Source organism: Alphaproteobacteria bacterium 33-17, assembly GCA_001897445.1.
Classification (GTDB): Bacteria; Pseudomonadota; Alphaproteobacteria; order Rickettsiales; family 33-17; genus 33-17.
Genome location: MKSX01000027.1, coordinates 43,106 through 64,728, shown reverse-complemented (window position 1 = coordinate 64,728; position 21,623 = coordinate 43,106). Strand labels below are relative to the sequence as shown.

Sequence of the window (21,623 nt, the reverse complement as noted above, 5' to 3'; positions counted from 1 at the left end):
ATAAATTTAATTTAATATTAGTTTTAGGGCAGTTTTATGCAAGATAAAATGCAAATAGATTCAGAATATAAATCAGAAACTTTCAAGTCAGTAAATAAATTCAAAAAAAAATACACCTCCTTAAGCAGAATAATAAACAGCCATTTAAATAGCCTGACTATTAAAGGTAGTGCAGAAAACACTTCAACTATAAAATATTTGGTAAACTTTGTTGAACTTGAAAAATTGCATATTTCAAATTTAAGAATTAACTCGTCCGTATTCCCCGAAAACATTAGAGAAATTTACCTGAATAATATAACTATACCTGATAGCAATAGAAGTAATATTACATACAAAAATCTTATGATGCTAACCCTGAAAAATATCAAAAATATAAAGTTTTTACAGATGGATGCGTTTGTAAATGCTAAAATTGCTTTTATGGATTATAAAATAGCGACTTTATGTGAAAATTTAACATTTGAACATACTCATACTCTTGGGCTTAATATTTTACTATCAAAGTTTAATCCTGTAGATATTGGCAAAATTTTCCCAAATGTCAAACATGTAAGGCTATATATAAAACCTAAGGAAAATTTCGTTGTTAGCGATAAAATTATAGAGAGTTTTGATTTATTATTAAAGTCATTGCCAGCTAACATCGAAACGCTTTCAATACATAACAGCATTATCTCAATATTGAAATTTAATATATCCAGGTTTAAGCATCTCAATTTTTTTAAATATTCTTTACAAGAATCAAACTTAGATACAAGAAATATCATATGGCCAGAAAGAATTAACAATTTATATCTTGATTCTAAAAACTGTAAGCTTGTATTCCCAGATAATTTAAAAGAAATCGGAACATTTGAGACCTATTTTGATAATAGACAAAATTACAGCAAAGTATTTGAAAAAATAAAACTTAATAACCTGATTTTACGATTTGATGATTTTAAAGGGTATATTACAAACCTGCAACTCCCCAATCAAGTTAAGTTTGTGGCAAATTTTGAGCCTTCCCTAAACTCCCCTAATCTTACCATTCCTGAATTTAGAGGGCTTTCGCAATCTAATTTTGAAAATCTTGAAATTGTTATTGATTATACATTATTGCCCACAACCTCTACCCCTAATATTGAACTTAAACAATATTTATTCCAATATAACATGATGCCAAAAATAACTATTAGAAACCTTAAATCCAATAGTTTAGGCTTAGTTTCACTAGATCTTCCACCAACTTTGTCTTCAGAAAATATACCATTAACTTATCATTTAGAATTAGATGATTTTGAACCATTTGAAATAAAATTCTTAGATTTACTTAAACTTCAAAATTCAGCTACTTTTTTGAAAGTCCCTAGTTTAACTAAAAACGTATTGGTAAATATTACTACTTCAGACGCATGGTATCATTTTGTAATAAATAACTTACATGCAGATTTCCAAACATTTACACCTCATTACTCAGGCGGTTTTAAGGTTGCACTGTCAAATGTACAAACGCTAATTTTTAATCCTGATAATTTTTATATAATTGGTGGACGCCTAAACCCCGAAGCGTTAGCTACAAACCTGCCTAATCTTGAAAAAATTATAATCAATAATATCAAAGAAATAAATAATGACTATCCAATATCTAAAGTAATGCTTAGTGCTTTTTCTGCAAAGGTACACACATTATGTATTAATAATTGCGCTGAATATTATATTAATTTAAGCAATACAAACTTTACCTGTATCGAAATTACAAGTTGTGACTTTAAGCAATTTATTTTCCCAGCGTCACTTAGACAATTAATTTTAAAAGACATGAATGTTGATTTAGATGCTTTAAAACTTCAAAGTCCTAATGTTAACTGGAATATGGTTATGATTGAAGCAGATATCAACCGATTTCCCAAACAGCATTTCGGCAGGCATCGTGATAGATACCAGCCACCTACATACGAACAACAAGTGGGTTTGGGAAGCGTAGATGCGGACATGCAAGAATGGTTGGAGAGAATGTAGGTTATGGTTAAAGTATTTGAATTTTTATAAAATTTAACCTACTCTATCCCAGCCTCATAAGCATATTTGCTATTGCGATCGTTTTTATAATAGTCTTTATCTAATTTAAAGGGCTGCGTTAAATATTTTTGTGTTAGGTTTTCCACATATTCTTTTGCCTTTTCTATAGTTTCAAGACCAATATCAATATAAATGCTTTCTGTTTTTTCTAAGCCGCCTGTAATTCTGGTAATTTCTATATTTAAATTTTCAGGCAGTAGATTTTGCGATAGTAAAAATAGACTTATAGGCAAATATGTACCTTCTTTAATAGATTTTTTGGTAGGAAGCTGAGAAGTTATAAACTTGGTGATTTTTCCAGAATCAAAATTTACTATATCGATGTCACCTTTGTAGGTAACCCCTAAAACCTCATATGAGAAAGAAGATAAAAAATCTGAATTTAAAATTTGTTCTTCTTTTGCCCTGTTATAAAGGTAATACACCACAAGCCTGAGGCGCTGCTTATAGTATGTAAAAACCTCTAGATTCATAGTAGCAAAAGCAATAGACTCGCAGCTTCTAAGTATGGTTTTTAAAGATTTTACTGACTTTATATTACGGAAAATATAATAAATGACTTTGCGTATAGTCAGGCTAAACTCGCTGCTATTACCATTACTTCCCACGTGATGAAAGCCTCGGTAATTCTCTATTTTCTCAAGGTAAAACTGAAATTCATTTTCAACATAAATTTCTAAATCCCTTACCCTAAGCTCTTTTGGCTTATTTTCAGCATAATACTCTTCAGGAAATTCAGGAAAGCACACTTTGGTTTCAGCCATACTAATATTAGATATATCGCTATTAATAAAATCAGCGGGTTTTATAATTTTACCACTTGAATATTTATGACAGGTAAATGTATGTTCGCATGAGGTTTTAAGGATATCTATATAATAATTTACGTTTTTATGGATATTATCTTTTTGATTAATTCCAAAAATTGACTTTATATGGTCAGGGAATAATGGATTGTATCTTAAATTATACCAGTCTTCATTATTGGATCCTGCAAATATGATATACTCGAAATTAAGTAAATATGCCTCCCTAAGCGACATGATACGAATATTTGGATAATTGGCATAATCCTGAATATATATATTTTTAGAATTCATCATAAGCTCTGCAAACTCAATATATTCTTCTGGTCTAAGAAATCCTGTTTTTAAGTCAAAAAATTCCTGAATCAATTCCATAATTAAAGGCTCAGTTGACGAACCATCTGGCTTATAAATTTTCTCAAACAAATATTTATGTTTTTCAAGTAAAGTACCTTCTAGCAGTGGGTCAAAAATTATATTAAAGCATTGCTTTAGAATATTTGCAAAATCACTAGGGAAATCCTGATATTTTTTCTGAATAATTTGCGCATCAATTTCAAACAAATCATTGATATTTCTATAAATTTGTCTTGAGGTTGTTATATGATCATATAACGCGTCAAATACATATTTATGCTCTGTAAAAATTGAACAAGGGCTTTTAAGAATTGATAAAAACCGCATAATTGTATGCTCGCGGCTAATTATTGCAGCTGTATCAAAAAACAAAGCTGTAAGGTAATGGTGCTTTATACTAAGACCATCGGATATATCGCAGATCATGCCATAAGACTTTAAATAGTCAAAAATCTGATGCCTAAAATCTCTTGATTCTGATATTATAGCAACGAAATTATCTTGCTTATCTAGCAGCTTTTTATATATAAAATCGCATTCCAGCATTTTTGTATCAAGCTGATAAGCCTCGCTTTTAAATGACTTACTTGATGGTATTTTCTCAATTACCATGCTTGCGTTAGACTCTTTGGCAAGATTCAGCATTTTATCAAAGCTTTTAATTTTACTATCAAAACCGCATAAAGCTATTTGCTTATGGTTAGTAATGTCTAACTCAATATTTTTAATAGCACTTAGTAACTTCATAATTAAATTTGGTTTTCCAATAGACTTTAAATGATCTGGCCAGTCATTTAATGCAAATTCAATGTGCCTTAAAGCTTCTTTTACATGGGCTGGAAAAGAATCAACAGGAAGCTCATTAAAATTTTCCTTAGATATATTAAATTCAAGCAAAGTCTCCCAGATGTTATAGTACTTCGGATAAATTTTAAGCCCTTCTAAAAACTTGAAATTGCCATATATTTCGGCAAAAATTGTGGCTTGTTCAAACTTATCAGGAATTTCATCATAATATTCTGAAATTGACTTTATATTTGGCAAATTTGTAATTTTCAGCCTGTTAAAACTATTGCTTAAAAACCTCACTGCACGAGAATTTGGCAGGATAATATTTACATTAGTAAAATCGTTGTTTTGAATTTTGTAATATTCTCTTATAACTGATATTACTTTAGTAAAAAAGTAAGTGCTTGATTGTACTTGAAAAATTGCCATATTTTAATGCGTTTGAAAAATGAAATTATCTCATGTTAGAATAAAGATATTAATACTGTTTTTGCAAGTGTTATCAGTAGCATTTATAATAGGTTTTTTCGTTTTTGTAAGAAATATCGACGAAATATCTCATGAAAAATTTTCATATAAAGGTTTTGACTGCATAATTGTATTTACAGGCGGCAAAGGCAGAATTGACGCAGGTCTGGATATTCATAAAAAATATAAATCAGAAAAAATGCTTATTTCAGGTGTATGGGAAGGAACCAGCTTATCAGATATAAAAAAAATCAATGATATAAAGTCTAAGCATGTGAATGTTCATATGGGTTATTTTGCTACCAAAACCATTGAAAATGCTGTGGAGTCAGATTTTTGGGCATCTTTTCAGGGATGCAAAAATAATCTTATTATAACATCGGACTATCATGTACCAAGAAGTAACTACCTTATGAAAATCAAAGCAAAATCCATGAAATACAAGATGAAAGGCATAAATGCCGAGAATTTTAAAATAGCTAAATGGTGGGATTTTCCAGGAACATTCAAACTTATATTCACAGAATACTTAAAATATATTATTACAGTATGTATGGTGAACCTTGGTTTTACCGAATTACTTTAATATTGGAGCAATAATGATTTTTATCAGATCCTTGATTTTTAATATATATTTTATCTTTGTAACATTTGGTGTTGCTATTTTCTTATGTCCAGTCCTTTTAATAAAGCCTATTCAGTTCTATCCTTCCAGAATTTGGACACATTTAACAGTTTTAGGACTTAAATATATTTGCGGCATTACTCATAAGGTTGAAGGCAAAGAAAATATCGTTAAAAATAGCGATGCATTATATATTTCCAAACATCAATCTGCATGGGAAACCTTTATGTTTTACGCCTTTGTAGATAAGCCTGCTTTTGTTTTAAAAAAAGAACTAATGCGTATTCCATTTGTAAATTTCTTTTTTATAGCTCTTAAAATGATAGTGGTTGACCGCTCAGCAGGTAGCAAATCCCTACGAAAACTAGTGCTTGACGCTAAAGACAGAATACAAAACAAGCGACAAGTGGTAATTTTCCCTGAAGGGACAAGAACCAATCATGGGGAGATTGCAAAACTCAACCCGGGCGTATATTCGATTTACAAAGAAGTAGAAACGCGGTATATACCAGTAGCACTTGATTCTGGAAAATGCTGGGGTAGAAATGCTTTCTATAAAAAACCTGGTGTTATAACTATTAAGTTTTTTCCTGCATTGCCTCTGGGGTTAAGTAAGGATGAATTTACTAAGCAAGTACATGATCTTATAAACGCTAAACTTGATTAATTTATATACAATGGGGGGTATATGTTTAAAAAAATATTATTAACACTATCTTTATTATGGAGTTCTCACATGGCAAATGCTGATTCTAATGACGTTATAATGGAGCTTGAGCACGGTATTGTGCATATTAGGCTTTTCCCAGATGTTGCGCCCAATACAGTTGCAAGGTTCAAAGAATTAGTAAGCTCAGGTTTCTACGACAAAGTAGTATTCCACAGAGTAATTGAAGGCTTTATGGCACAAACTGGCGACCCAACAGGTACTGGTATGGGTGGCTCAGGCAAAAAACAAAAGGCTGAGTTTTCAAAAGTTAAACATAAACGTGGAATCGTTTCTATGGCACGTGCTATGGATCCAGACTCTGCTGATAGTCAGTTTTTCATCATGCTAGATGATTCTCCGCATTTAGATGGTCAATACACTGTTTTCGGTGAAGTTACTCAAGGCATGGAATATGTTGATATGATTAAAAAAGGTCTTCCTACAGAAAACGGTATGGTAGAAGATCCCGATATCATTCTCAGAATGTTCATGACAGAAGAAACAAAATAATTAATTATTTATGACTAAGTATCAGGATTTTCTTATAGCCTGTAAAAAAGGCAATGATATCTTAGTCAGCCAAATTCTTGAATCTGTAGAGTCACAAAATACTAAAGACCTTATTATTGGCTCTACAGATGAAATTGGCGCATTTCACCAAGCTTTTACTCATAACCTTTACCGTATTTGTCACTCAATATTATATCATAGTTCTAAAACCCTTAGAATACAGTTATTGTTTCATAGAAACTTTTCAAGATTCAAAGATGCCTGTGAGAAAAACTGGGTTAATATGACCGAGGTTTTCTTAAAATTTATTGAACCTGGCGTACAATTTAATATGGTTTATAGCATTAACAATCCCACCAGCCCTATTTTGTATGATAATTGCTCAATTAGAGTACTATATTTATTTTATCGCTATAACCGTGAAATTTACCATTTCATGAATATTGACAACAGCAGTAAAGTAGTAGACTTTGTAATTAATGCTGATTATTTTATGAAGCTGAAACCATATAGTATGCTTGATATTCCGGGGTTTTTTGAAAAAATGTGCAAGAAAAAGGCTTCTTTACGTAAAACTATTCGGGAACTTGAAAAATACGAGGTATGTTTAGAAACTTTGTGTCCTGACAAAACTGTATCTATTGAAGGATTTATACAAATTGTAAAATGCAGCAAACTAATATCAAAAAATGAGCTTTTCCAGAGCATAAATACCAATTCAAAGAGTAGCATTCCTAATGAAATAATTGAGCATATTTACAGATATGTAACCGACTCAGATGCAATAACCTATAGATCAGTTATAGAGGCAAAACAAGCTGGAAGACGCCGTGACAATGACCTTTGCTGCAATATATTGTAATCCATACCTTTCTTTAGTTTGCCGAAATTCAAATCATACTTAAAAAGGCTTTTTCTGCTTCATCTTCTAAAGAACGATAATCTAAGTCATATGATACATTAATAGAAGCCTTTTCTTTTACTTCAATATTTCCTGAAAACTCAGGATGCATTTTTCTAAACTCTTCTTTTAAGAAATTATTATTAAGTGTAACAGATCTAAGGTTTATAGGTAATGTTACAGGTAGCGTCCTATTTTCAATTATCATCTCTTCAAAGCTATTAAATGTAAGATTTATCTTTGAAATATCACAATCTTGAAACTCAACTTCTTTTACAATTCTCAATAATTGATATAAGTCAATTCCTGAAAAATCATTAATATTTCTAAATTTTACAGACTCTAATTTTGGGTACAATGCTTTAAGCAAATCTGGGTTTATAAATTTTCTAAAGAAAACAGCATCATCTTCATCAATTAACAGATTTTTAGTTTCTAAGCCTGCTTCAATTTTAGTATTTCCATAGAAACACTCAAAATTACCATCTAGATTAAGATATATAATATTGTTAACTATGGCAGGTTGAAGTTCTTTGTCAGCCCCAAAATTATAAATTTCAATTTTCTTTACAGTCTTAGGTATGTTAAACAAATTTATAGGCTGGAAACAACCATTTAAAACAAGATTAGTAAAATTAGCATTACTAATCTTGTTAAAGTCAATCTCATTAATCGGTATTGTTTTGTTGCGCTTAAAATATGAACCTACAAGTCTTAAATAATCTTTATTAGGGTCAATCCTTATTTTAAAAGGTAATTTGCCCTCTAAGTAGTAATCGCTATTATTTACATCGAAAATATTACTTTTATCAATAATCGTTAGCTTTTCAGGGCTACTCATAAATTCTTTCTTTAACTTATTTAACTCTTCTTGTCCGAGATTATCATATTGCAGCCTTACTAAAATCACTTGATCAAATTGATTTAAATTATCAAGTTCAGGCATTTGGTCCGCAAATATTTTTAGCTTAATTTGTTTTACATTAGGAAATTTTAGTCTAATGTTTTCAGCCGAATGCTTACCATGCCTACCACTCACAATATGAAGTTGCTCAACTCTAGTATTATCTAAATTCTGCAAATTATCTGTCGGCTTAAAATATGGGCATTTTGATACAATTTTTTTTACACTTTTAGGCCAAATAATGCTGTTTCTTTGAAAGAAACTATCAAATACTATCCTGATTTCATCTACATGGTCAAAATGACTTAAGTCTAATTTTCTATTTTTTAAATCATAGGGGCATTTAACATTTAAAACCTTTAGTGATTTAGGCAAACCTGCAAGTATGTATTTAAGATCATCACAATTTATATTTCCTTCTAAACTAAATTCTTTTATATTTTTAAAAGCTGTAATGGTTTTTTGATAGATTATGCGCGATCCTGTTGGGAATTTTATAGATAGTTTTGTTGTTGAAAACTCAATATTATCCGGTATATAATAGTATGAATTAGAATTAATTTTTAGATCATTAACATACTTAAGTGTACTTAACCATTCACCAGGAAGATGCTCAACATCAATTCTTGCATATTCTAATTTTTTGAATTCATTATGTTTATTACAATATTCCTCAGCGTTATTATACTTCATTTTATAACGGTTTTTGAAATAATTAACAATAACCGCTTTTGTCTGAAATACAAACGTAGTTGCTTTGTAAATAGATATCCTTTTTAAATTTTGATGAAATTGAGGTGCAGGTAGTGCAATATTATATGAAGTTAATTTTAGTTCTGTAAGATTTTTAAATTTATTTAAGTAAACAGGGTTTTTATGCTTTTGAAAATTACTAACATCAAGTTTGGTAATTAAATTTTTTGTATGAACAATTTGATTTACTCCAGTAATATTTTCCGATATGTAAGGCAATTTATCAATTTTTAATGCTATAGACCTGATCAACTTGTTAGTAAAAAATAAACTTACTTGATTGTCACAGTACTCAAATATATTAAATAAAATCTCAGTTGGTAAATCCAATAGGTTTTGCGCTTTAGTTTTAAATAATGAAGTTTGATTATCAATTTTGATCTTTTTACTTGGACTTACCTGATCATCATTTTTTCTTTTTCTTTTCATATCCAGCCAACCTTTTATTACATAGCAATTAATACTGATATAACTTACTTATAATATGATTTCAGATCATAAATTTAAAACCTATTGCAATTGATGCTAAAACTAAGTTTATCATCCCTACCCCTAAAGATGCTTGTTTTACAGTAAACTTACCGCTCCGTACTGCTTTTTGATAAAAGTGCTTAGAATGCGCCTCTAAAATGTTTTCTTTATTTTTAAGCCTTATTAATATTGTAATGGTTGCATCAAGTATATAATATGCATTTATTAGCATAGCTTGCCATAAGTAACCGTGATAAGCTAAGTATAGAGCGAATGCTCCAACTAAATAACCCAATGGTACACTTCCAACATCACCTAAAAATATCTTTGCAGGATGCCAGTTAAATATTAAAAATGCGAAGCAGAACCCTATGATAAGACCTGATAAATAAATATAATTTTCCCCTATGCCACTGACATATGCAAAAACTGACATACCAAGTAACACCGTGATTGTGTTAACTGCGGTTATACCATCAATGCCATCCATAAAATTATAAATATTAACAAAATAAGCCATACAAATAATAAGCATTAGCTTCTCAACTAGTACCGGCACATTTTCTGGTAAAAGTACATTTCGTTGCGGCATTAATAAGAATATTGTAAAACTTGCAACTGCAATATGAACCCCAAGCCTTACCCCAGGTTTTAAAGGCTTTTTATCATCCATGAATGATACCACGCCTAATATTGCTACGGCAGTAGTCATAATCAGATTATATTCAAAACTATATATAAAGTAAGCCCCAAAAACTGGCCATAATAAAGTTACAGAAGCTAAAAGCGCAAGCCCTGCTCCTCTTGGAGTAGGAACTTTGTGATTACTCCTCTCATTGGGAATATCTAAAATGCTGTTTTTTGCTAAGTATTTAAGTAAAAAGAATATACCCCAGTAAGATATAACCATAGATGCGATTAATATACTAAAAACTAAGGGTATAGATAGCATTTGCATTCCTTTTTATGTACGATTAAATAGTTTTTCAAAGTCCTTTTTACTTATTGTATTGTATGTAGGTCTGCCGTGATTGCACTGATCAATAAGCAGCGTTTGTTCCATATCCCTAAGTAACTGATTCATTTCAGGTATACTTAAGCTATCACCTGCTCTGATACTGGTATGACACGCTAAAGTCTCATAAAACTGCTCGAATATTTCATCAATACGGCTTGTAAAGTTATAGCTTGCAATATCATCAGCTACATCTTCAAAAAGTTTAGCCAAATCTTTAACTTTAAAAGCAGCGGGAACTTCATGAATTAGTAAAAAATTATGCGATTTTGAAAGCATAAATCCAAATTTTTCAAAAATTTGCTTATTCTCTAAAATATTTGCTATTTTATTTTCATCCAGCAAAATTTCCTCTGGAAGCAAAAGCTTCTGCCTCTTTACACCAACAGCGACTTCCTTTTTAAACTTTTCATATATTACCCGCTCATGAGCCGCATGAATATCGACAACAAATATCTTATCTTCTGCTTCTGAAATCATATAAGTACCAAATATTTGGCATTTAGCATGACCAAGTGGATAATGCACAGGCATATCAAAGGTTTTTTGGAAGCTTACTGGTCTTTCAATAACAACAGACTGTGCAGGTCGGTGTGTTTCTACTGATTTAACAGGCTCAAATAACACAGGATTTGGCTTTATAAAATTAAAATTTGGCTCGTAAAGGTTTTTATATGCACTAGATACCTCATTATTTTCCTGAGACTCAACATTATCAATCTTTGTCTTAAGAACATAATCAAAAAAGGATTTAGAAGTAGTCTCAATTGAATGTAAGCTGTTTTGTTGAAGCTTTTCTTTTATAGCCTTCGATAGAACATGCCTTACATTATCACTATCCCTAAAGCGAATTTCTGTTTTAGCAGGATGAACGTTTACATCTATTTCATGATATGGCAATGCTATATACACAACTCCAGCTGGAAAGCGATCTGATGCCATTACATCTTGGTATGCAAGTTTCATCGCTATTTGCAGGAATTTATCTTTGACGGGTCTTTTGTTTATGTAAAAATGCTGCTCTGTAGAAGTTCTTTTATTATAAGTTGGCTGTGACACTATACCTGAAATTTGCATTTCACCATGATTATGCGCAACTTGAATTGAATGGTTAAAAAACTCGTCCCCAAGAACCTGCCTTATTCTTTCATCAGTTGAATCAGTTCTCTCATACCTTAAAAGAATTTTTATATCATTCATTAATTTGAAAGTAATATTAGGATGAGCCAAGGCAATTTTATTGAAAATATCTATGATATACGAAGTTTCAGACCTGTCATTTTTAAGGAACTTAAGGCGTGCAGGAACAGCGTAAAATAAGTCTCTTACTTCAATTGCAGTTCCAACTCTGCATGGGGATGTATGAATAGAAAGGATTTCACCGCCTTCCATTATCATTTTATTCCCAAACTCTTGTGATGATGGTCTGCTATACATTGTAATGCGTGATATTGCAGCAATTGAAGGGAGTGCCTCCCCCCTAAAACCAAATGTACTGATTTTAAAGATATCTTCTTCATCAAGCTTTGAGGTTGCATATCTTTCAACGGCAATTTGCATTTCTTCTTTAGTCATGCCGCAGCCATTATCCTTAATAGCTATAAGGTTTTTACCTGCTGTAGAAATTGTTACTTCAATTTCGGTTGCACCTGAATCGATAGCATTTTCTAAAAGCTCCTTAACAACAGATGCTGGTCTTTCAACAACTTCACCCGCTGCAATTAAATTGATGGTTTTAGAAGATAAAATCTTAATTTTACTGGTCGTCATAATCCTTTAGTTACCGAGGATTTTATCGATAACACTTTTTTCTTTGTTAACGCTTTCTACTTCACCTTCTGTTATAGGCTTGTTTTCTTTAATATTTTTCTGAATTCGCTTGTTTTCAGCTACTGGATCTAACACCTTAGTTTTACTTTTTTCTGGATGGAGTACATTATCTAGTCGCTTTGTAACAGTTCCATCTGTAGTATAGTCAACGTGCTTTTGTTCCATAAAGATTACATTACGGATGTTCTCATCTTTTTTAGCAATAGCGATTTCCTGTAAAAACTTCTCTTCTTCTTTGCTTAATCCTTTAATATCATTATGATTTGGCAATGTAGCATTGAATTTATATGACTCCACAGGATATTGCGGAGGAACCAGATCAAAATCAGGCGGCATTGTAAGGTCAGGTTGAGAAATAACCTTAAATTCATCAGGAGTTTCCCTAAGTAAGCCCAAATTCTGTTTAATCCCATGATTACATGAGCTTAATGCTAAAACGCACAGAGTAAAATGCCAAACTTTCATATTCTTATTACCTTGTTTTTCTATATTGATACCAAATATAACGCTATGTGTAAATATTAAATAAACACTTCCATAATACAACTAGCTTTTATTATTCATTGACAAAAAATAATATGTTAATTATTGATAAATAAAATTTTACTACTCGTTATATTATGAAACGCGATCAAATTGTTGCCTTAACTGGTCTTATTTTAAAATTTGTAACTTTATCTACTATTTTTAGTATTTTTACATCATTTAGCTTTCCATTTATAGCTCTTTCCAGCTTACTTGCAGCGTCTGTCTGGAATAACAATTCCTTTACTTTTATTAAGCCTCAAATCCTCTTGGGTTTCTGCCAGTCTGTAAGATACCACGCCCTAATGATTATCTTTGATCCATATAAAAAAGCAAATATCTTTTTACTTGCCATTAGTACCGCTTTAACATCTATTCACCATCTAATTTGCGGTCGCTTATTTAATGAAAACAAAAATAATTATACAAAACTAGAAAGACTAAGACTTAGCTCATCTATCTCATTTTTTAGCATGTACATTGACGTTATGACTGAGTCTATTAATGACGATATATTTGGGCACAACAGAAGTTTGAAAGCGACTTTTATACTTTCAGGTGGCTTTGCCAGTATTTTCCATTTTATGGGGATAATACTTAACAGTATTGCAATTGCTTTTACTGCCAACGCTTTTATACCAACTGCCATAAGCGGCAGAGGCTTTTTAATGCTTATGGCAATTCCAGGAACTTATGCAGTAGAATACATTGCAAATAACTTTGTAAATAAAATGTGCAATAACGAATTTTCATACACAAGAATTTTGTCTAATAACATAACAGACAATAAGCAACATTTTGCAGATGCATCTTCTGAAACTATTGCTACAAAATTCTGTGAATATCTTGTAAATGGACAGCATAAAAAATCTAGTGATTATTCATTTACATTTAGAAATGTTATTGATACTCTAAATCCTGCGTCAGCTTTAATAAGCCATACATAAAAAATCCATTCAACCCTAAATATAATTATTGCATATATCTCCACTCATGATAGAATCCAAAAAAATTACACGTTTTATGTATCTAATGAAAAGGAAGTCTATGAAAAAGCATGAAGTTGAAGATTTAAGCACACAAATATCAAATATTATCTCAAGTAACATTAATTTATCAAAAGCAAGCATTGCTTTATATTATCCTGTTAATAATGAAGTGGATATACGCGATTTATCAAACAAATGCCGCAAAGCCTTACTTCCTGTATTTAATTTTGAAACAAAAAAAATACGCTTTGCAATATGGGATTCGTACCTAGAGGTTAACAAATATGGCATACACGAACCAAAAGACCCTGTATTTGACCTTGATATCGATTATGTATTCGTACCATTAGTAGCTTTTAATCAGGATCTGCACAGGATTGGTTATGGCGGTGGAGCTTATGATAAAACAATAGAATTTTATCGCAATCATATTAAGCCATCTCCAAAATTTATAGGTGTTGCATTTAGCAGCCAAATGGCGGAGTTTTCACCTGAGGAGTTTGATCAGATTTTAGATGGCATCATAACAGAAGATGGAATTATAGGATCATTATAATTATATTGACTATAGGTGCTTTTGTCTTTCTAATAAACAAATTACATATATTTTTAAGAAAAAGACATGAGCTTAGATAAAGTTGAAGTTATAGCTGCACTAAATACATTTAAGAGGGCTAACCTAGAATCACAAATTTATATTTTAACAGACTCTTTCTATAACGATTTTACTTTATTTAAAATATACAGTCAAAGCCTGGAATTATCTATTTGCAACTTCTTACCAAACCCATATTTTGAATTTTTCAAAGAAGCTGTTTATACTGAAAACCTTATTAAATTAACATTCATTTACAATTATGTTAAAGAATATAATCCAAGTTTAGCAGAATCTTTTTTAGCAGCCGATAATTATAAGGTTTTTGACTTGGCTTGTCATCATGGGAATTTAGCCATTATTAATTTTTTAGCTGATAAAGCCACACCTCCCTTTAGGCTTAGGATTTCTCAGAAATTTGAAGAATGCTTTTATCATATACTTTGTAAAAATGGGCATGCAGCCACAGCATATGAAATTTTTAAAACAGAAACCGAAGATACACAGAAACACTTAAAAACCAAAAAAAACTTTATCTTCTTTAAAGACATTTGCCTTGCAGGTAATTTAAAAATTGCGGAAAAACTATTTCATGAATACTCTAAAGAAGAGCAATACCAAATAGTTAACCATGATGATAGCAAATACCTGAGTGCTTTTGAAGTTTCCTATATAACGGGCAGACTTGATACGGCTAAATTTTTATATTATTTATCAGGCAATAAAGAAGCCTTACGCCTGAATATTGAACGTTTCCTGGGATATGTTATCAAAAAAAGTCATTTCAATACTGTCATATGGCTTTATAATATTTATAATGACAAAAGCCAGTTCATAAAAAATCATTTCATAGGCATTATGAATGCAATCAAAGAAAAAAGACCAACAAGCCTATATGCTGGACTTTGGCTAAAGTCCCTGATTCCTCAACATTTTTTAGAAATGATCAATGCAGCAATTGAGAAAAATCACGATTGTTTACTGGAATGGGTCTTAAAGCATTTGCAAAATCATACAGTGCAAAATACCAAATTTTTGACAGAATATCTACCAGAATTATTTAACGCTGCTATTCAAAAAGGTGATTTTTGTAAAATATATTTATTTATCAAGCACCAGCCATTGTTAATTGAATGCCCTGCTATACAAAATCATAAATACTTACAATGGCTAAAATTATGTTATGAATTTGAGCAAAAAACTGGAAACAACCCCTATACACACATATCTGCTTATATGCAAAATCAACCTATCCATGCAGTAAAGTCAGAAATTTACGTAACAAAAGTAACTTCATATAAAAATCCGTTTAAAAGTGAATATCGATTATTCTTAGATAATATTGATATTCATTTTAGACCTAGTCTTACTTCCGATTATAGTAATAATTATCAGCATAGACTAGAAACCGATAAACACTTGCAGCTTATAAATTTTGGCGTTAGAAATTTTTATTAGACTTAGCCAGGAAGATATTGTATTTACATAGATAAAGATTCAGAAAAAATTATGTCTAAAGAAACCACAAAAACTTTTGATTTTAAAATTGTATATAGCAAGCTTTTAGAGGCAGTTAAGTCTGGAAAAAGTGAAAGCGTAGATAAAATTCTCGCTAAGGCAAGTAAGATAAATTTTGATCAGGCGCAAGATCTTTTAACAGAAAATATTTGCGAGCCATATAGAATTGCATGCACTACAGGATTTACAGCTACCATCAATATCTTAAATAAATATCTTAGCATTCCTAAAGAAAAATATGTACGTACAATTTTTATGACGGAATTTTTTTACAAGCTTTCAAAAGCGGGAAAATCCTGGTACTCAATTAAATACTACGAATCGCAATCATCAGCAATCCAGGATGCCATGAGAAAATATGATGATTATTCGTTTTTTCTTTCAATATGCTTAGGCGGTGATTTACGTTATGTAAAAAAGGCTTTCAAACTTCATACAAAAACTGAAAAATCCTCAATTCTAAGCTTTAAAAACGAAGAAACATCAATTTTTGAATACACATGTTATCATGGGCTGCTTGATATTGCGCAGTATTTATACGAACTTATACCCAATAAATTATATGTGCAGCAAATTTTGCCTGGAATAATTGTTAGCGCCTATAAAAATGGTCACTTTGAAATGGCAATATGGCTTTTAAATATTAGCAAAAACAGAGAAACACTATTTAATCAACATGCGATTAAACTTGTAAAATCAGCGCTTTTCTATGACAGACTAGATGTAATCGACTGGATGATAAACGAAGTATATCTCTACCCTGCTCTACTCAATTCACTTTATTTAGATGGACTAGAGAAGCTGATGCTTGCATCTGACATTTCAGGAAATTTAATGCATATGTATTATTTATATAACCTAGCGCCTGAAGTTATTGATGAAGATACTGTTTCATGCAGTAATAATATAAATTGGCTAAAGTTTATAATTAAATATGAAGACCGTACCAAGACTAGCATTATTGATATTGCCCAGAATTTTTATGATAATGACAAATCTTTGTCAGACCTTGCGAGTTTTCTTATACTTTTTAAAAAGGAAAGTAGCTTTAGAAACTCCCTGCCAGACGAAGTTCACCTTAAATTAGCCGCATTTATAGACAATAGCTTTGCAGATGCCTTTAAAAGCTCAATCCTGCAACCAGCAAAAACCAGATATTAAACTGCCCTTAGTTAGGTCTAATTACGAACAATAGCTAATAAAAAAAGGGAGGCGTTTTATACCTCCCCTTTTTTTAATCTTAAAAAGAACTATTTCTTTTTCTTTTTAATGTTTAATGCATCTTTAAATCTTTTTGTAGCTCTAATTTTTGGAACAATAGCAGCTGGGATCTTAATTGGCGCACCATTTTTTGGGTTACGGCCCATTTTTTCTTCTCTTTTAACAACAGAGATTGTACAAAGATCAATTAATCTGATATCATCGCCACTGTTTAAAGCTTGAATCATTACTTCAATCATTGAGTCGATTACAGCATTTACAGCTGTTTTTGTAACACCAGTATGATCAGAAATACTAGAAACTAAATCGTTTTTGTTCACAACAAAACTCCCTATATTTGTTAGATAATTAGCCGACCTTCCGTACATCTTCGGCCGCGTAAAAATCATTTTAGTGCAATTGAGAAAGTTGTAAAATTAAAAATATACAAAACCTGCTGAAAAATATGAAAATATGTAATTTCAAAGCAAAGTGTTGCAAATTTATTGCATTTTTACCAGAGCAAATTTATTAAAAATTAATTAGATCTAAATTGTTTAACTGTATCTGAACTGATTTTAGCCACAGCGTTGTGTTCTGCTTGCTTACTCTCGCTTGTTACTTTGATGAAAAAATCTTTTTTCCGTGGATTAGGGTTAAAAGTTTCGCTGGAACTATTAAAATTAGCTCTTCTTGCTACTACTCTTTTATCGGTACTACTATCAGCAACTGTAATTCTGCTATCATGACCTTTTAAAGACGCCTCGTATTTCTTACCTTCTTTACGCCAAATTGACAGAACCTTATTGGAGTAATGCACACCCTTTGGTGTATTTGCAGAGTGGTATGCCGCAACTGCATGCTTCCAGCTACTGCTTTTTTGAAAATTACCGCTTAAAAACTTAGCACCGTATTCTACGTTACTTCTTGGGTCAAATGCATGTTCAAGCGATCTAAAAGCATCTTTATGGTGTAGCAAGTTAATTTGCATGCACCCAACATCAACAGATCTGTCCCCGCCGCTGAATATCTTTTTAACTGCATTGATTGCTGCGGCTTTACTTTCAAAAAAGTAGCCCTTCCCTTTATAATTTATAGTCCATGGCCATGGATGGGTTCTTTTTGTTGTATGGTGGTATATACCCGACTCTTTAAGTGCAACAGCATGAAGCAAATGGTTTGGGATTTGATATTTAGTTTCATAATATGAGAAATAGCGAGTACACCTGTTAGAATCGCGATTTACAATGTCATCGCGTGATTCCGCCTCACATGTTTTGCTTATGCATATTAAAGCTAATGCACACAACATATATTTTATTGAACTAAGCTGTAAACCTGAACTTATTCTCATAGATTATACAAAATCTCAAATGGTTAATATATTAACTATATATCAAAAATACCGTTTTTGCAATAAATATTAATATTTTAACCATTTGCGTCAATGTATTTTTATTGACAAAAAGTTAATAATATATTAATTTAACATACAAAATTAATATATCGGTATATTTTAAATGAAAAGATCAGCATCAAACCTTAGCGATAACGAACAGCCTGCTTTAAAAAAACGCAAAATATTACATAATATCCCAGCTCAAGATAAGATATTGATAGATATTTTTACTAATACCGCAGTAAGTTATTCGGTTACAGAAGTAGAGCAACTTTTGAACTTTAGAACAATTAGTAAAATGCATAAGGATATTGTTAACAAACTCATTATAGCTGAAATGAATAATATTTCCAAAGGTAAAGAACCATCTTTCAATGCAATCGGTAAGGTAGCGCTACGCAATTTTCATAAAAAAATTTGTTCAATGTATAACGAAGATTTAAGCAAACCTGCTGAAAAAAAGGCAATTGAAAAAATACTTAATGAATTAAAAGTAGCTAAACGTACAATCAAACCATACCATTTAGACAACATGTACGACGAAGTTTTTTTGCTATGGCATAACTACATTCTTACAAGATACCCCCACTTCTTTAGCGAAACCACAGGAGGGGATAATCCTCACGCATTTCAGCTAGAAAATAATTTAAGTGAGAAACTAAATTTAATCGCCTGTCACATTCAAGGCTTTACTCTAACAGAAGAATACTTAGTAAGCATATTAAATGGCAAAGGTGATAAATATGAAATGGCTGATGATGACTATGATTATGAAGAAGAGTATTTGCATGATGTTTACAAAACTAAAGTGAATATAAACAAGGCATTTATTTGGGATGAAGATATAAAGATCTCTGATAAAGTAACTTTACTTGAAATTGCTCATCACTATAACAACCAGGATGCAATTCGCCTTTTAAGTAAACATGGTGCAAAACACTGGAACCCTAAACTAGGTATTGCTATACAGTTTAGTAATCCCGATTTATTTAGATATTTATTTAAACATTTTAATTTTAATAATGATCAAATCGAAAGTGCCGTTACTAAAATTAACAGCCCAACATTCATAACTACTCAATCTCTTACTCAATATGTATATTGCCTGCAATATTTACATTATGCTGGTCATGATGTTATTAAAATCGCCAATAAACATGGTAAATTGCCTTTATTTTATGCCTTTAAATTTGCATCACATGAAAATATAAAGCATTTGATAGCTATGGGCTTTGACATAAACCAATCTTTACCGAATGCAGAGCATTCACTAGATAATATGTTATATGCAAAAGGCACTACTCCTTTCATGACTTATAATATTAAATGCCTACTAGATCCATCAACAGGTATATACGATGAAAAAATCAAAGATTTTTATGTTATGATAGAACAAGGACTTGATTTAACTGCAAAAGATGCTAATGGAAACAGGGCATTTGAACACTTTATAGCATATGAAACTAAGAATATGAATTTAAAAGATTATAAAACTATAACAAACTTTATCAAAATGGTTCTGGATGAAACAATCAGGCAAGAGCTTAAAAAAGGCGTAAAACTTGCTGATATTATTTCTCGGAACTCTGTAACCGATTTTCTAAAAGAAAATTTTGCAAGGGAATTTGAGCTACTGCAAAACAAAATTAAGCCTGTGGTCTCTACCGCTCCAAAACTTATGCAAGATGCTATTAATAAACCTAATGCAGTTACTACTACTGAAGTTCAAAATGATTATTTAGTCCGCCTTTGGCGTGACATTGAGGCTGCAGATGCTATACTTAAAAAAGCACAAAGAGATTTAGGGTTATAAATCTATGTCAAAAAGAAGAGCAGCTGATCATTCAAATGACGAAAGATCCTTAAAAAGACTGAAAGTAGAAAAAGAACCTATCGATTATTTATCAGCTTTACCCGATGAGATGATTGCCCATATTCTGTCATATTTTGCTGTAAACGAAACAGACGAAGTATATAGCATTGCTCAAGTTAACAAACGTTTAAAATTTACTCTTGAAAAAGCTTTAGAACTAATAATTAACAAACTTCATAATAACAAAAGCGCCCCGTATAATGCACTCGGTAAACTTGCTTATACAGCTGTTGCGAATAAATTAAAGAAAAAATATGATACCAGTCTATTATCAGATAAAGAATATCTTGAAATGCACAATCAAATTATATCAAGATATCTCAACTTTGTTATAATAAAAGATTGGTATACTAACAGCCAATTTGATCAGCTTTGCAGGAATACTCATCATAAGCTCAATTTAATTGCCAGTAAAATCAATGATAAAACCCTAACTGAAGAATATTTAGTTGGCATGTTAAACGGAACTTACATTTGTAATGGCCTGGATGATACTCAGTTAAATTACGAAATTGGTGGATTCTTACATGATATTAATATTACCAAGGTAAATATCAATCAGCCTTTTACCATGGGTGATTCTACTACATCTTTGCTTGAATATGCTTATTCTGAGAAAAATGAAAATGCAGTAAAATTACTTATAAAAAATGGAGCAAAATTTTGGAATGTTAAATTAACTATTCCAACTACTATATGCTCGGTAGCATTAATGGAAGCTTTTTTGAAAGAGTTTACATTTCATGAAGAAGAGTTTTTAGATGTAATTTATAAAGCGCAAAAAATTTTAAAAGAAGCTTCGCCAGAAGAAGCTATAACATTAATAAATATACTTCAGCTTTTTAAAGGCTATTACACAGATATTACAAGTGATGAATTCGCCCAAAAACATAACACATTTTTATATTATGCAAGTCTTTACGGTTATACAGAGCTGGTAAACTACCTACTTGAAGTGTCACCAAACCATATTAATACAAGGTCTGCTGAAGAGTTATGGTTTTATAAAAATACAACTTTTTATGGTTATAAACAGGCAATATTCCCTAAAGGACTAACACCTATAATGGTTTACAACCAATACTGGACATGGCGAAAAACCGAAGGACACAATTTTGATATAAACTGCGTACGTAGCATGGTTGAAGCTGGGGCAGACCTTACACTAAGCGATTCTTATTGTAATCGCGCAAAGGAAAGAATTATTAACATTGCTACCCAAAATTTAAATGCCGAGCAAATGCAAAGCATCAGAGAGGTTAGAGCATTTATATGCGAAAAAACCCCTAATGAAAATAATGTTTGCATGAGGCGTTATTAAT

18 protein-coding genes are annotated in these 21,623 nt (G+C 31.2%); 11 read left to right on the top strand and 7 right to left on the bottom strand.

Annotated features, from left to right (window positions below; genetic code table 11):
- Positions 1–36: 36 nt before the first annotated feature.
- The gene (locus BGO27_05210) at positions 37–2,004 is read left to right on the top strand and encodes a hypothetical protein (GenBank protein ID OJV12120.1); all 1,968 of its coding nucleotides are present in this window, start codon (positions 37–39) and stop codon (positions 2,002–2,004) included.
- A 38-nt stretch (positions 2,005–2,042) separates the two neighbouring features.
- On the opposite strand, the gene BGO27_05205 is transcribed toward BGO27_05210, so the two are convergent.
- Positions 2,043–4,445 carry a hypothetical protein gene (locus tag BGO27_05205; protein ID OJV12119.1) on the bottom strand — a complete coding sequence of 801 codons (2,403 nt, stop codon included), beginning with the start codon at positions 4,443–4,445 and terminating at the stop codon, positions 2,043–2,045.
- A 19-nt stretch (positions 4,446–4,464) separates the two neighbouring features.
- On the opposite strand from BGO27_05205, the gene BGO27_05200 reads away from it, so the two are divergent.
- The 4 genes from BGO27_05200 (at position 4,465) to BGO27_05185 (ending at position 7,190) form a co-directional block, all read left to right on the top strand.
- Complete coding sequence (locus tag BGO27_05200; GenBank protein OJV12118.1) at positions 4,465–5,070, top strand: hypothetical protein; 606 nt, start codon at positions 4,465–4,467, stop codon at positions 5,068–5,070.
- Between the two features lie 13 nt (positions 5,071–5,083).
- Positions 5,084–5,776 (top strand): hypothetical protein, encoded by a 693-nt coding sequence (locus BGO27_05195; GenBank protein OJV12276.1) that lies wholly within the window; start codon positions 5,084–5,086, stop codon positions 5,774–5,776.
- Positions 5,777–5,845: 69 nt separating this feature from the next.
- Positions 5,846–6,328 (top strand): peptidylprolyl isomerase, encoded by a 483-nt coding sequence (locus BGO27_05190; GenBank protein OJV12117.1) that lies wholly within the window; start codon positions 5,846–5,848, stop codon positions 6,326–6,328.
- Positions 6,329–6,338: 10 nt separating this feature from the next.
- Positions 6,339–7,190, top strand: a complete 852-nt coding sequence (locus BGO27_05185) for a hypothetical protein (GenBank protein OJV12116.1) — start codon at positions 6,339–6,341, stop codon at positions 7,188–7,190.
- A gap of 28 nt (positions 7,191–7,218) precedes the next feature.
- On the opposite strand, the gene BGO27_05180 is transcribed toward BGO27_05185, so the two are convergent.
- The 4 genes from BGO27_05180 to BGO27_05165 form a co-directional block, all read right to left on the bottom strand.
- On the bottom strand, positions 7,219–9,315 hold the full coding sequence (locus tag BGO27_05180) for a hypothetical protein (protein OJV12115.1): 2,097 nt from the start codon (positions 9,313–9,315) through the stop codon (positions 7,219–7,221).
- A 61-nt stretch (positions 9,316–9,376) separates the two neighbouring features.
- Positions 9,377–10,309 (bottom strand): hypothetical protein, encoded by a 933-nt coding sequence (locus tag BGO27_05175; GenBank protein OJV12114.1) that lies wholly within the window; start codon positions 10,307–10,309, stop codon positions 9,377–9,379.
- A gap of 12 nt (positions 10,310–10,321) precedes the next feature.
- Complete coding sequence (locus tag BGO27_05170; GenBank protein OJV12113.1) at positions 10,322–12,142, bottom strand: hypothetical protein; 1,821 nt, start codon at positions 12,140–12,142, stop codon at positions 10,322–10,324.
- A gap of 6 nt (positions 12,143–12,148) precedes the next feature.
- Positions 12,149–12,667 (bottom strand): hypothetical protein, encoded by a 519-nt coding sequence (locus BGO27_05165; GenBank protein OJV12112.1) that lies wholly within the window; start codon positions 12,665–12,667, stop codon positions 12,149–12,151.
- Between the two features lie 365 nt (positions 12,668–13,032).
- Between BGO27_05165 and BGO27_05160 the strand changes: the two genes are divergently transcribed.
- From BGO27_05160 to BGO27_05145, 4 genes are all read left to right on the top strand, one after another.
- Positions 13,033–13,674, top strand: coding sequence for a hypothetical protein (locus BGO27_05160; GenBank protein OJV12111.1), 642 nt, complete (start codon positions 13,033–13,035; stop codon positions 13,672–13,674).
- Between the two features lie 100 nt (positions 13,675–13,774).
- Complete coding sequence (locus BGO27_05155) at positions 13,775–14,272, top strand: 5-formyltetrahydrofolate cyclo-ligase (GenBank protein ID OJV12110.1); 498 nt, start codon at positions 13,775–13,777, stop codon at positions 14,270–14,272.
- 66 nt (positions 14,273–14,338) lie between these two features.
- On the top strand, positions 14,339–15,769 hold the full coding sequence (locus BGO27_05150) for a hypothetical protein (GenBank protein OJV12109.1): 1,431 nt from the start codon (positions 14,339–14,341) through the stop codon (positions 15,767–15,769).
- A gap of 51 nt (positions 15,770–15,820) precedes the next feature.
- On the top strand, positions 15,821–16,990 hold the full coding sequence (locus BGO27_05145) for a hypothetical protein (GenBank protein OJV12108.1): 1,170 nt from the start codon (positions 15,821–15,823) through the stop codon (positions 16,988–16,990).
- An 89-nt stretch (positions 16,991–17,079) separates the two neighbouring features.
- Here BGO27_05145 and BGO27_05140 read toward each other — a convergent pair whose 3' ends face one another.
- Both BGO27_05140 and BGO27_05135 read right to left on the bottom strand, forming a co-directional pair.
- On the bottom strand, positions 17,080–17,370 hold the full coding sequence (locus BGO27_05140; GenBank protein OJV12107.1) for a hypothetical protein: 291 nt from the start codon (positions 17,368–17,370) through the stop codon (positions 17,080–17,082).
- Positions 17,371–17,567: 197 nt separating this feature from the next.
- On the bottom strand, positions 17,568–18,341 hold the full coding sequence (locus BGO27_05135; protein OJV12106.1) for a hypothetical protein: 774 nt from the start codon (positions 18,339–18,341) through the stop codon (positions 17,568–17,570).
- Between the two features lie 208 nt (positions 18,342–18,549).
- On the opposite strand from BGO27_05135, the gene BGO27_05130 reads away from it, so the two are divergent.
- Together BGO27_05130 and BGO27_05125 are read left to right on the top strand one after the other, a co-directional pair.
- On the top strand, positions 18,550–20,241 hold the full coding sequence (locus BGO27_05130; protein ID OJV12105.1) for a hypothetical protein: 1,692 nt from the start codon (positions 18,550–18,552) through the stop codon (positions 20,239–20,241).
- Positions 20,242–20,245: 4 nt separating this feature from the next.
- Complete coding sequence (locus BGO27_05125; GenBank protein ID OJV12104.1) at positions 20,246–21,622, top strand: hypothetical protein; 1,377 nt, start codon at positions 20,246–20,248, stop codon at positions 21,620–21,622.
- The last annotated feature ends 1 nt before the right edge of the window (position 21,623 follow it).